Annotated in this window: 15 protein-coding genes and 1 tRNA gene; 10 read left to right on the forward strand and 6 right to left on the reverse strand. The window is 37.8% G+C overall.

Annotated features, from left to right (window positions below):
- The first annotated feature begins 66 nt into the window (after positions 1-66).
- Positions 67-1,356 (forward strand): MFS transporter, encoded by a 1,290-nt coding sequence (locus DM558_RS03450; protein WP_127162062.1) that lies wholly within the window; start codon positions 67-69, stop codon positions 1,354-1,356.
- Positions 1,357-1,879: 523 nt separating this feature from the next.
- Here DM558_RS03450 and DM558_RS03455 read toward each other — a convergent pair.
- Complete coding sequence (locus DM558_RS03455) at positions 1,880-2,077, reverse strand: Arm DNA-binding domain-containing protein (RefSeq protein ID WP_127162063.1); 198 nt, start codon at positions 2,075-2,077, stop codon at positions 1,880-1,882.
- 381 nt (positions 2,078-2,458) lie between these two features.
- Between DM558_RS03455 and DM558_RS03460 the strand changes: the two genes are divergently transcribed.
- The 3 genes from DM558_RS03460 to DM558_RS03470 all read left to right on the forward strand — a co-directional run bounded on the left by DM558_RS03460 (position 2,459) and on the right by DM558_RS03470 (position 3,738).
- Positions 2,459-2,638: a hypothetical protein gene (locus DM558_RS03460; RefSeq protein WP_127162064.1), complete on the forward strand. Its 180-nt coding sequence runs from the start codon at positions 2,459-2,461 to the stop codon at positions 2,636-2,638.
- 91 nt (positions 2,639-2,729) lie between these two features.
- Positions 2,730-3,182 (forward strand): hypothetical protein, encoded by a 453-nt coding sequence (locus DM558_RS03465; RefSeq protein WP_127162065.1) that lies wholly within the window; start codon positions 2,730-2,732, stop codon positions 3,180-3,182.
- Between the two features lie 358 nt (positions 3,183-3,540).
- On the forward strand, positions 3,541-3,738 hold the full coding sequence (locus DM558_RS03470) for a cold-shock protein (protein ID WP_127162066.1): 198 nt from the start codon (positions 3,541-3,543) through the stop codon (positions 3,736-3,738).
- A gap of 154 nt (positions 3,739-3,892) precedes the next feature.
- Here the strand turns inward: DM558_RS03470 and DM558_RS03475 are convergent, their stop codons facing one another.
- Entirely contained in the window at positions 3,893-4,804 is a 912-nt protein-coding gene (locus DM558_RS03475) for a LysR family transcriptional regulator (protein ID WP_127162067.1), read from the reverse strand.
- 161 nt (positions 4,805-4,965) lie between these two features.
- Between DM558_RS03475 and DM558_RS03480 the strand changes: the two genes are divergently transcribed.
- The 4 genes from DM558_RS03480 (at position 4,966) to DM558_RS03495 (ending at position 8,285) form a co-directional block, all read left to right on the forward strand.
- The gene (locus DM558_RS03480; protein WP_127162068.1) at positions 4,966-5,802 is read left to right on the forward strand and encodes an oxidoreductase; all 837 of its coding nucleotides are present in this window, start codon (positions 4,966-4,968) and stop codon (positions 5,800-5,802) included.
- Positions 5,803-5,952: 150 nt separating this feature from the next.
- The gene (locus DM558_RS03485) at positions 5,953-6,948 is read left to right on the forward strand and encodes an alpha/beta hydrolase (RefSeq protein WP_177412516.1); all 996 of its coding nucleotides are present in this window, start codon (positions 5,953-5,955) and stop codon (positions 6,946-6,948) included.
- Between the two features lie 124 nt (positions 6,949-7,072).
- Positions 7,073-7,552 carry a (R)-mandelonitrile lyase gene (locus DM558_RS03490; protein WP_127162070.1) on the forward strand — a complete coding sequence of 160 codons (480 nt, stop codon included), beginning with the start codon at positions 7,073-7,075 and terminating at the stop codon, positions 7,550-7,552.
- Entirely contained in the window at positions 7,530-8,285 is a 756-nt protein-coding gene (locus DM558_RS03495; protein ID WP_127162071.1) for a carboxymuconolactone decarboxylase family protein, read from the forward strand. Before DM558_RS03490 ends, DM558_RS03495 begins: the two co-directional genes overlap by 23 nt.
- Before the next feature lie 371 nt (positions 8,286-8,656).
- Here the strand turns inward: DM558_RS03495 and DM558_RS03500 are convergent, their stop codons facing one another.
- Positions 8,657-9,025 (reverse strand): winged helix-turn-helix transcriptional regulator, encoded by a 369-nt coding sequence (locus DM558_RS03500; RefSeq protein ID WP_127162072.1) that lies wholly within the window; start codon positions 9,023-9,025, stop codon positions 8,657-8,659.
- A 345-nt stretch (positions 9,026-9,370) separates the two neighbouring features.
- On the opposite strand from DM558_RS03500, the gene DM558_RS03505 reads away from it, so the two are divergent.
- On the forward strand, positions 9,371-9,844 hold the full coding sequence (locus tag DM558_RS03505) for a nuclear transport factor 2 family protein (protein WP_228411801.1): 474 nt from the start codon (positions 9,371-9,373) through the stop codon (positions 9,842-9,844).
- Positions 9,845-9,912: 68 nt separating this feature from the next.
- On the forward strand, positions 9,913-10,194 hold the full coding sequence (locus DM558_RS03510) for an NAD(P)-dependent oxidoreductase (protein ID WP_164731233.1): 282 nt from the start codon (positions 9,913-9,915) through the stop codon (positions 10,192-10,194).
- 253 nt (positions 10,195-10,447) lie between these two features.
- Here DM558_RS03510 and DM558_RS03515 read toward each other — a convergent pair whose 3' ends face one another.
- From DM558_RS03515 to pgsA, 3 genes are all read right to left on the reverse strand, one after another.
- Positions 10,448-11,641 (reverse strand): tyrosine-type recombinase/integrase, encoded by a 1,194-nt coding sequence (locus DM558_RS03515; RefSeq protein ID WP_127162074.1) that lies wholly within the window; start codon positions 11,639-11,641, stop codon positions 10,448-10,450.
- A gap of 337 nt (positions 11,642-11,978) precedes the next feature.
- Positions 11,979-12,054, reverse strand: a tRNA-Gly gene (locus DM558_RS03520).
- 49 nt (positions 12,055-12,103) lie between these two features.
- On the reverse strand, positions 12,104-12,706 hold the full coding sequence (gene pgsA / locus DM558_RS03525; protein ID WP_127162075.1) for a CDP-diacylglycerol--glycerol-3-phosphate 3-phosphatidyltransferase: 603 nt from the start codon (positions 12,704-12,706) through the stop codon (positions 12,104-12,106).
- Between the last annotated feature and the right edge of the window lie 218 nt (positions 12,707-12,924).

Consider the following 12,924-nt stretch of genomic DNA (forward strand, 5'->3'; position numbering starts at 1 on the left):
TAATCTATAACTAATAGTCAGCAATTAACGGATTTATATAATTTGCTGAGTTGAAGGAGCCGCAACATGATAAGTAGAATACTGGAACCGCAAAAAATACAATGGAAAGCAAGGTATACCATATTAGCTTTTATTTGGCTTGCTTGGTTGATGTCGTTTTTAGATCGTATGTTAATGAGCATTTCTTTACCTTTTATTGGTGAGGAGTTTCATCTAGATAAAGGGACACAAGGTTGGATTATTTCAGCTTTCTTTCTCAGTTATGCAGGTTTTCAAATTCCAGGTGGTTTTTTAGCAGATAAATTTGGCCCACGCAAAGTGATGTTTTTTGCCATTATTTGGTGGTCAATTTTTACTTCTTTAACAGGGCTTGCATTTAATATTGGCATTGTTTCAGCATTTGTTGTAATGCTGTGTGTGCGCTTTTTATTCGGTATTGGTGAAGGGTCATTTCCAGCTTCTTCATGGAAGTGTATTTCTACCTATTTTCCTTTGAAAGAAAGAGGCCGTGCTACAGCTATTCAATCTACCGTCAATACACTAGGCCCAGCAGTAGCTACTTTTGTTGCGGCCGCCATTATTGCTGCACTAGGATGGCGCTGGGTATTTGTTTTATTGGGCATTCCTGGCATTGCAGTTGCTTTTGGTATTCGTTATTACTGTCGAGATAATTATAGAGACTGCCCTGTTATAACCCAAGAAGAAATAAAAGAGCTAGAAGCAGATGAAGCAGAGCAGGCCGCTAAACTAAGCACCCAACAAGCAGGAGAAACAATACCCTTTATTGATATTTTAAAACGTGTGGAACTATGGCAACTAGCAGTCATTTGGTTCTTATTTGATATTACGTTTTGGGGGTTTACTAGTTGGCTGCCTAGTTATCTTAAAGATGCACGTGGCTTAACCTTAGCACAAATTGGTGTTTGGGGGTCTGTTCCTTATTTGTTTGGTGCTGTTGGAACATTAATGGGCGGGTATGTTTCAGATAAGTTTACGAGTATTCGTAACTGGATTTATATTGCAGCCAGTATGATTGCGGCATTATTCCTATACTTTATGTTTAAAGCAGATGGCCTTACCATGACCGTGATATACCAATGTATGGCAAGCTTATTTATGTTCTTTGCCATGGGTATATTCTGGGGCATTCTAATGCATACTATCAGTGCTAATATCATGGGACGAGCCTCGGGAATTGTTAACTTTGGTGGGCAGCTCGCGGGTGTGGTTGCTGCCCCTGTGATGGGATACTTGGTAGATATTAGTGATGGTAAATATGATAATGCTTTTTGGTTTATTATTATAACATTAGCGGCATCAGCAGCCTTTATTCTGACATTGAGAACTAAAAAATAAGAAGGTTATTATCAATTATTGAGATACTAATAAAGTTAACAGCAGAGAGCTTAATGGCGTAAAGGTCATAAAGTATTCCTTTAACCTCTCTTTGTTGCTTGTAATATACCAAGTTTTATCAGTTTATCATAGTTGATTTTGGATGTTCTACCATCCTCAGCGTTAGATAAATAGATTTTCTTTGTTAATATAGAGATTAAAATAAAGCTGTTTATTCAATATCTATAAGTGACAAAGAAGGGTACGTAATACAACCAGCACCTCCTGCTGCGGAATCTGATCCAATGAGAAATGACCTAAACTCGGTAACAAATCCTTCCGCAAATACCGTTCAATCTGCACCCGAGTATTTTGGCGTTGCTTAAACTCTGTTCCTAGTTTCAACAACTTAAGCAGCTTCCACTGCTCAGCAAACGCACCAAAGGTTTCACAAGTTACCGCTGATTCATCATCAGACTTAACTGACGCCACCGAACGCGAATCAATACCCCTGCTAATAACTGACGACCTCTTCACGGTGTTCTCATGCTAAGCACAAATCCACCTCAGGAAAACATCTAAATGAAATACGCCGCTGCTTACCTTGACAATAAAACCTAAAATGCCAGTGCTCAGCGCCACTTGGTTCAATCCGTAACCCCCATCCACGACCATCAGACAGCGAATACACCGAAGACTTCGCCTTCGCACGACGAATCCCTAAATCCGTTAAACAACTCATAGAGCATCTCTTTACCTGACGAACTCCGAATTCATGTTGAGCAAAAAGTGAAATCGGGAGCTTATAGTACCGGTAGTGAATACATTCAAGACCTTATTCGCAAAGATTTTGAACGAGAGCAACGAGAAATTTAATTATCGAAGGGGTAGAATCATCATTAGGAACTGTTGTGGATGAGAAATATCTTAACGCCTGTAGAGATAGAATAAACAACGGATAAATGGCTTAACCCTTGGGGAAAAAAAGAAAAATAAAACAAGCTACGAATCATTACCAGAGCAACTTTAGATTACTAGCTAAATGCATTTTCACTTTTTCATCTGATAATCTTCATCAAAATCATCTATGATGTTCATATTTAATAATAAAGTTGATAACCTCATGCAAAATACCGAATTAGCTCTATGTTTAGATAATGCTGCCTATAATGAATGGGTAGATAATAAACTAAAAATATCAGCTCAAGATGATTCAGAAGGTATACCAAATTATGAATTTATGAAGATAATAGACGCAATCATTATCAAAGCCAATATAAAACACTATCACTATAATGTTTAGTTTTTCTGATTCTTTTGAATAAAACGAGTCACATTTAAAGCACAAATAACAGACAGGTTCATGGGTAAAAGTAAAATATAATGGTATGTCTATGATCAATTTTAATTTGCAATCATACGATGAGAATATGTATGGGCTTGTTTTTGAGTTCGCTACACCACCATTTAAAGATAACGTTTGGAATATGACATCAAAATATCTGACAGAAGGTGCATTTTGCTTTATCGAAGGCATTATATACAACAATGTGCCTAAATATCAGAATTTTGGGCATTGGGGGAAAACCGAAATTGATAAAGAGCAGTGGTCACTGATAAAATCAGCATTATTAATACTCAAGTCTAAAGTTGACCATGCCAAAAATCTAAGAGAGCTTAAACCTGATTTATTTGATTTCAAATTTATTTCGGATGACTATTTGCAAGAGATGGCAAAAAAGTTTTCTAAATCGCAGCCACCATTTTCACAGATGATTAGTGACTTTATAACATGGGCCGATGAGAATATACAAAAATATGGCTCAATTTATATTCTCGGAATATAAATAACTTTTTAATTAAATCTAATGGAGAAGATCAATTAAACCTTGAGATTTGTTAGAGAGAAACAAAACCTATGAGTCAGTTTTGTGCCAATAGCGGCCCTAATGGGAGGGAATTAAGCTGTTCACAACAATAATGTGAGTTTGACGGAATAAAGCTTGCTATAAAGTTTTATATATGCATTAATGGTACTAACAGAAGTTCAGCATTAACCAAGCATTTTAAATACCTAGTTTTTAGTCAAATAATATCTTTTTGTTTCTTCTATTTTCTTTATATTAATCATGTTCATGCAAAGCGAAGAAATTTTGTCAATTACAGTCATGTGACTGGATTTAATTTATTAAAAGGTATATTTGAATGTCGAATCAAACAGGTTTAGTTAAGTGGTTTAATGAAGGTAAAGGTTTTGGTTTTATTACTCCTGACAATGGTGGCAAAGATTTGTTTGTTCATTTCTCAGCAGTCATTGGTGATGGATTTAAAACATTATATGAAGGACAGAAAGTACAATTTACTGCTGAGAATGGCGCTAAAGGTCCAACAGCAACTCAATAGCTATCTGATTTGAAAAAATAAAATAGCTTACGCATAAAACTCAAAGCCTGACTTAACGTCGGGCTTTTTGTTCTCTGAATATTAATAAAACCTTAAGTTAAAGCATTGACTAAGTTAAATCTGGCTTGAATTTTATCTTTATGAAAATTTAGCCTTATGCAGGCATCTCGTTTTTCGCCCACTTTCGGATAGCACTATAAAATAGTTTTAGTGCTGGAGGTTGATGGAGGCTAGTTGGATAATAGAGGCACATTCTACTAATACATGGGCTCCACTCCGGCAGAATTTGGACTAAGCGACCATGACGAATATGCTCATGCACATGGTAATCTGGAACCCAAGCGATACCAATACCAGTAAGGGCTGCTTCTACCATCAGATTAGTATTTCCCAGTGTCATAGGACCATTGACATCTACACTCATACTACGCCCTTGATAGGCAAAATCCCAGTGATAAAGCGCTCCACTTAAAAAACGAAACTGAATACATTGATGATTTCGAAGATCATCGGGTGAGGCTGGGTATCCATGTTGTGTAATATAATCAGGAGAGGCAACAGCAACAATCTTGATTTCTTTAGGCCCAAAAGGAATCGCTACCATATCAAGTGGAACATCATCCAAAAGGCGTATACCTGCGTTAAATCCTTCTGCAACGATATCAACGTAACGCGTATCTATAACGAATTCAACATGGATATCTGGGTAAGTTTTAAAAAAATCAGGTAGCATATTTTGAATGATTAGTTTTGCTCCCGCCTCTGCAGCACTGATTCTAATAGTACCTGAGGGCCGATTGTGTGTAGAGTTTAACTCATCAATAGCTAATTCTAACTCGTTAATAGCAGGTGTGGCACGCTTGAAGAGCTGTTTACCAGCATCTGTCAGTGCAACAGATCTTGTTGTTCGGATAAAGAGCTGTGTCTTCATTCGCTCTTCGAGTTTACGAATCGAATGACTCAGCGCAGAAGTAGATACTCCTAACTCGCGTGCAGCCGCACTAAAGTTGAGTTGCTCTGCAACAGTAATAAAAACACTTAATTCAGGCAATGCAATTCGAGACATTAATCTGAATCCTCTTAACAAAGGAAATAAAATTAACATTATATGATTATTGAAAATTACTCAATATCGTATCAATTATATTGCTAATTGTTAAATATAACTAACTAATTATAATTGGTTGCTTAATTAAAAAGCAGACAGCATATAACTAAGAGGTTCTTATGATAAAACAACAACGAAATTGGTTGATTACAGGTTGCTCTTCTGGACTTGGTTATGCTCTGGCCAAATACCTGATTACCAGTGGAGAGCAAGTGTTTGCAACTGCTAGAAATGCTAAAGACTTGAATAAGTTGGTTGAAGGGCATGATAATGCTTATGCCCTAACACTGGATGTTACCTGTACTGCCGATATTGAAGGGGCTATTGAATTCGTAAACCAACATGGCGGTGTTGATGTATTGGTTAATAATGCAGGTTATGGCTATATCGCAGCCATAGAGGAAGCAGATGAAAAGGATTATCGGCAATTATTTGAAACGAACCTTTTTGGTCTGATTGCACTCACTCGCAAAGTACTTCCTAGCATGAGAAAAAAAGGATCGGGGCATATCATCAATATATCCTCCATTGGTGGGATGATCGGTAATCCTGGCTCGGGCTTTTATGCAGCGACAAAGTTTGCTGTGATTGGATTTTCAGAATCATTATCCAAAGAAGTTGAATCTCTTGGGATAAAAGTCACTGCCGTATTACCAGGACCTTTTCGTACTGACTGGGCTGGAAGGTCTCTTCAAGCAGCAAAGCATCCTATCGAAGCCTACAAGGAAACGGTACACGATCGTGTAAAATCTTTAAATCAGCAAAGCGGTCAGCAAGTTGGTGATCCTATACGTGCTGCAAAAGCAATTATTTATGCAGTTAACAGTGCACACCCACCATTGCACCTTGTGCTTGGCAAACCAGGATTAGAGATGGTTCAAGAAAAAATTGTCTCATTGAGTGACGAGTTAACAAAATGGACTGATATTACTTTAAGTGCCGACTATCCAGACTAGGCGTACTAAACGCCTTTTCAACAATAGCGCAATATTATGATGCTGATGGACATATCTATAAATAGGAGCATTAAAGTGAAATCTACAGGTTCAAAAAATATCTTATCAACACTTATCTTATCGGCAACACTCATATTTACAGGAGACATTATGGCCGCTGATTATTCAAAAAATCCATTTACGTTAGCCTATGATAGTGCTATTACGAAAAACGAAGCAGGAAAAGTCAATATTCATACCGTTCATTATAAAACTAACGGCATCGACATTGCGGCAAATATCTATACGCCGGCCAATTATGATCCTACCAAGCAATATCCAGCAATTGTAGTAGCACACCCTAATGGTGGAGTAAAAGAGCAAGTAGCAGGCTTGTATGCACAACGTTTAGCAGAGCAAGGTTATATAACGATTGCGGCTGATGCAGCCTATCAGGGTGGCAGTGGTGGTGAGCCTCGTAATATTGATAAACCTTTCAATCGCATCAACGATATTCACGGGATGATTGATTTTATTGAAACCTTTCCGGGGGTTGATAAAAAACGTATTGGCGCATTAGGGATTTGTGGTGGCGGTGGATACACCTTGGCCGCTGCGCAAAGTGACAAACGTATAAAAGTTGTGGCTACAGTAAGCATGTTTAATTCTGGACTTGTCCGCCGCAATGGTTTACAGAATAGCCAAATTGATACCATTCAACAACGTCTCCAGCAAGCTAGCGATGCTCGTACATTAGACTTTAAAGGCAATGTGCAATACAGTGCTAATACCGATTTAAAAGGTATTACTGATGAAGAACTCGCCAAAATGCCAGCAGGGTTATACCGGGAAGGCTTTGAGTATTATGGAAAAACCCATTACCACCCCAACTCAACCCCTAAATACACAACCAGTAGTTTATTAGATTTAATAACATTTGATGCAACTGACCACATTGACCTTATTCAACAACCGCTATTAATGATTGCTGGCTCTAAAGCAGATACGTTATATATGAGTGAACAAGCATTTGCAAAAGCAACAGGAACTAAAAATAAGCAGCTAGTGAAAATCAATGGTGCTAGTCATATCGAAACGTACTGGAAGCAACCTTATGTTAATCAAATCGCTGAAGACTTAATTGCATTTTATAATAAAGAATTATGATCTTAACAATAACGTAGTAAAGGTGATAAATGTTAGTTATTTATCACCTCCCAGATTAAAGTCAATATATTAATTAAATTACTAAGCTTCAACATTAAATTTACTGGCTAAAGGAGCGCATTGTATGATCACAAAAATACGTTATTACGGGTTATGGCTACCCTTATTTGCTATATGTTCAGTTGCACAAGCACAAAACTCTTCTTTGAACATCAAGCCTGCTGGAACTCAAAACGTAGTTTTTGGAGCGGCTGAGAATTTTACGGGACGAGTGATGGTTGAACCATTATTCCAAGCGGATAAAGATATCAATACCTCAGCAGCTTATGTCACGTTTGAACCAGGTGCTCGATCAGCATGGCATACACATCCGACAGGGCAACGGTTAATCGTAATATCTGGCACTGGGCTTACGCAGATAGAAGGACACCTCATACAGACTATCCGCCCTGGTGATGTTGTATTCTGCCCACCACAAGTCAAACATTGGCATGGTGCTACCCCCAATAGTATCATGACACATTTAGCAGTAACAGGCATCGCTGATGGAAAAGGTGTTGAATGGATGGAGAAGGTAACGGATGAACAATATCAAGCGCATTAAATTAATCATGATAGCTTCTTTGTTATCTTTGAACTGTGGTCCCTCGTTGAATGCTGAAACCATGACATCGAATACATTAGAAGTGAATCATCAACAAGTAGTATCCGATACGTTATCACCACGGCAACAGGCCATCCTATTAATTGCTTCTTATATGGCTAGCAGTCAAATGGAAAAGCTTAAAACAGCACTTAATCAGGGGCTAGATGCTGGATTAACCATAAATGAAACCAAAGAAATCCTTGTACAACTCTATGCCTATACAGGCTTTCCTCGTAGCTTGAATGCGCTTAATGAACTCATGAACGTTGTTGCCTCACGCAAACAGCTTGGAATTATTGACGCTGGGGGAAAAGAGCCTATCACCCCTGTTCCTGTTGGTGATGAACTAAAGCGTGTAGGCATCGCTAATCAAACTAAAATAGCAGGTGCGCCAGTACAAGGGCCGCTGTTCGAATTTGCACCTGTTATTAATCAATTTTTACAAACCCATTTATTTGGCGATATTTTTGCTCGCGATAATTTGGACTGGCAAAGCCGTGAATTGGCAACAGTAGGAGCTTTAGCTGCCACACCAGGTGTTGAATCACAATTACTATCACATATACGAGGTAGCTTATGTGTTGGTCTAACGGAAAAACAGCTTCAACAGATTGTTTTGGTTCTGCATGAACATAATGAAATCGACGCCTCTGCAAGAGTAAACTATGCATTGCAACAGGTAACAAAATAGTCATTAATGCTTAATACCTTAAGAACATATGTAGAAGTACACCTAATTGATATATAGATTAGTGTCATAATGCATCTTTATTTTATTAATCAATAATGTGACTTATTATAAGGATGCTGTACATTTACTAATAGTAATACGCTCAATGACAAACCATACAGAAAATACTAAGTTTATCATCTAACTTATTATCATTGATTAATGCTTCCTCTCATTACTAATGTCTGCTGTTCGCTCATTTTTGCCTAAGACTCATCTGTACCAAAGAAGGATTTTTAATAGAAAAATAAACTTTTTACTGAATATAAGAGCATAGTAAATAACTCAAACGTTTCAAGCAGGATTATCTAGCAAAATAAAGGCAAATAAGCCTATTGGGATAGGTTCTTTCGTGCAAGACAAATAGCTTCGTGATTATCATTAGCCCATTGAATGAGTATATTCATTGGTTTTAGAAAAGACCCTCCCAAATCGGTCAGTGTATATTCGACACGAGGAGGCACTTCTGCATAAATAGTTCGGCTGATATAGCCATCATTTTCAAGTTTTTTTAGTGTACGAGAAAGCATCTGACGTGAAATATCGCCGATCTCTCGATGAAGTGAATTAAAGCGTAGTGTTTGGATCTCTAATGCTTTTAAAACTAGTAAACTCCATTGGTCACCAATTCTGTCAAGTACATCGCGGATTGGACAGGGTTGCTCAAAATCAATCATGTTATCCTCTAAGTCGTTTGTCATTATTAAGTTTTCTAGCATCATGTTAGTCTACTTTTGTGACTTAGTCTAATATCTATTAGGAATAGTTACCGATAATATATACAACACTTTTTATATTTCTCTTGATATGGCGGTGACAGAAAATAAAATCCTCTTTTCTTACTACAGTGATGCCTTATTAAACTTTTAAGCCATCGAAACTTAAACACCAACAATAGTCACAAAAAACTGACTTAGTCATATATTTTTGACTTCTTGTTTTTGTCAATAACAGTTGTTAATATTTATTAGTCTATATTGTAGACTAATATTTTTAGCACACTCTAAAAAGTATTTATTTATTAATTTTTATTGGTAAAAGCTTATATGAACATATTTAAAAAACTAATTTTTATTGGAGCCATTTTTTTATCGTTAATGAGTGGTGTTGCCAGTGCTCAAACAACAACTTCGCCTAATTTTGTACAAGAAGAGAAGAATCGTGCACTTGTTATTAAATTTTACAATAGTTTTTTTAATAATCATCAAGTTGATGAGGCTGCTAAAGTGTTAGCAGATGACTACAAACAGCACAACCCGACTGTTCCTGATGGCAAAGCCCCTTTTGTTTCATTTTTCAAAGATTTTTTTAATGAAAATCCACACTCACGCGCTCGCATTATACGCAGTGCTGTAGATGGCGATATTGTGTGGCTTCATGTTCACTCGATAAATGGTGAGAATGACCTTGGAGAAGCCGTTGTCGATATTTTCAGGGTTGAAAATGGAAAAATAGTTGAACATTGGGATGTGATTCAAGCTGTACCTCTGAAGGTTGAAAACAATAATACTATGTTTTAATGAAATATCAGGCCTAAGTATCTATAAACTTAAATTATACCTGTACTAATTTAAAAGGAGCAATCATTGTGAAAATAGCACTTATTGGCGCTACTGGATTTGTCGGTTCTTATATTTTAAAGGAGGCTATTTTACGTGGCCATAAAGTATTAGCAATTACACGTAACCCAGATAAAATATTAATGGCACCATCTGTTGCTGTACAAAAGCTTGATATTAATGATAGTGAAACATTAGTAAAAACGATTATTGATTGTGATATCGTTATACATGCATTTGCACCACCGCGCTCAGACTCTATCGAAGAACGTATTGCAAAACAAACTACAGGGACTAAAAATATTATTTAAGCAGTAAAAAAAGCAAATATTAATAGGCTAATTGCCGTTGGTGGTGCAGGAACAGCAGAAATTGCCCCGGGTATTGCTTTAATGGATAGTTACTTCTTTCCTCCTGAGTATGAAGGTGGTGCACGCTCGACCGAGGTTATTAAAAAACTGTTACAATAAGAAGATGCGTTTGATTGGGTATTTATTTCACCCCCAAATATTCTTGAGGAGGGGGAACGTACTGGTAATTACCGTACAGGATCAGATAATTTGATCATTGAACTGACTTCTGGTAAAAGTTACATGACATTGGCTGATTATGCAGTTGCTCTATTAGATGAGGCTGAGAATCCTCAACATCACCCAACGCCTGAAATGCCTTAAAAAGCATCTCACGAATCCCCTGACTGGTTAATCGTCCACCAAAGCCCAAACGCTTCAACGCCATATTCAACGTATTCTCACTGATTGTTTGCTCAGGATCGAGGCGATGACACAAAAGATACTGTTGTCCAGGAAAAGCACACTCACACAACTTCCTCACAATACCCAATGCTTGAGAAGACAAAGGTACCACATACGCAGGTTTAATCAGCCGGCTCCTCTCTGGGTTTTCCAACACCTTACACCCCCTAAACACATCCACATGCCAAAGAGCCTGCTTAAAATAAAAATGCTGCACCTGAGCAAAACGCAAATCAGCCAACCGAACTCCCGTCAACAATAGCAACCGAATTGCCAATCGCGTTTGCAAATTACCCCGATAACGGCCAAGACGAACTAACAACGCTGGTATCTCCGCGATAGACAAAAAAGGATTTACCGTCCGCTTAGCACGATCTGGCAACGCCAACTCATCTAAATAACAGACTGGATTCAACTCCAACTCACCCAATGCCACCGCATAACCAAATATCTCATAAAGCCACGTTCGTACTTTCTTAGCTACAGCAAGGGTTCCTCGTTCCTCAATACGTTTTTGCACCGCCCACACATCCGCACGAGAAATTTCTCTTAACGGCTTATCGCCCAAGAATGGCAAAATATCCCTTTTCAGCGAACGCTCAATCTGAATTGCCGTTACCTGACCACCCCCATGCTTCCTTTCCCGAGAAAACACCGCATCCAGTCGCTTTAGTTTAAACGCCAACCAAGACTTCGCAAACACATGAAACAACCGACTATCAGCCGCAGGCGAATTTGATTGCTGACGATAAGCTCTAGGATCAATCCCTTTCCTAAGTAATTCATTTCCATCTCGACACAAAGCCCTGGCTTCAGCCAGACCTACCTCAGGAAATACCCCCAACGAAATCCGATACTGCTTCCCTTGCCAAGAAAAACGAAAATGCCAACTGCGTCGAACATTACACGCGACAAACAACGACAAGCCCTGTCCATCAGACAACGTATAAGGCTTCTTCTCAGGCTTAGCAAAACGTACCGCTTTATCTGATAAGGACATCATTGCCTCCAAGTACCAACAGACAAAGAAAAGACCAATACCCCTACAATAATACCGATGGACAAAAAAACAAACTAAAAAATAAACACCGACACGCCTAAAACAATGCGAAAAATAATGTACTACCTAAACCCAGATGTACTAATTTTTGGACTAAATTCTCAGCAAATAAAATCAGATATAAAAGATGAAAAAAAGAGAGGAAAATAATAAAACGATCAAAATCAATGAAATAGAAAGGAGTAAAAATAAAAAAATCCGAATACGAGTCGGATTTCATAACCTTATTTTTTTATATAACCTATCGAATTTAAATAAGTTTTTTACTTGCATAAAAATTTGGAGCGGGAAACGAGACTCGAACTCGCGACCCTAACCTTGGCAAGGTTATGCTCTACCAACTGAGCTATTCCCGCTTTTAATAATGAGGTTGCATTTTATAGCAACCTATCTATCTGTCAATAGTTATTTGTTATTTTCTTCTATTTTATTCTTATTATCTGTCATCAGATAGGGCCACGCCGCCATGAGGTAATGGATCATTGACCAAATAGTTAAAACTGCTGCAATAGTAAGTAAAACATAGCCAATAATAACAGGGGTTGTTAGGATAGGAGGATTGGCTAGGAGTATAACAAGTGCGATCATTTGTGCAGCTGTTTTCCATTTGCCAAGTTTTGATACCGCCACATTAGCTCGTGCGCCTAGTTCTGCCATCCATTCTCTGAGTGCTGACACGACGATTTCTCGACTAACAATAATAATGGCAGAGAGGGTTAAGCAGAGGTTGACCATTGTGCCATGTATAACGCGTGAATGGCTCCCTACGAGTAATACTAGGGCTACTGCAACAATGAGTTTATCTGCAACGGGGTCTAAAAAAGCACCAAAAGGGGTTGTTTGGTTCCATTGTCTTGCAAGGTATCCATCAAACCAGTCGGTAATACAAGCAATTGCAAATATTACACTAGAAGTTGTATATACCCATGGAAATGGTAGTAGGTAGATGATAACGAATATAGGGATAAGGACAACTCGCAACATGGTGAGAATGTTTGGTATGTTCATTTGGAACCTTTTTGTAGATTTAAGTAGTATTCTATGATTGCCATCTATATTATTGAATATTAGTCTATGATATCAGGCTTTTTACTCTTGGTTAATGCTTAGAGGTTGTTTTATTTTATAGAGTTTTTTATTCATTTATTATGTTACATTTAATTTTAATGATGAAGAGTAATTAATAGACGTTATGCATTAAAATCATCTACTATATATTATGTATA

This window comes from Entomomonas moraniae (assembly GCF_003991975.1).
GTDB classification, from domain to species: Bacteria; Pseudomonadota; Gammaproteobacteria; order Pseudomonadales; family Pseudomonadaceae; genus Entomomonas; species Entomomonas moraniae.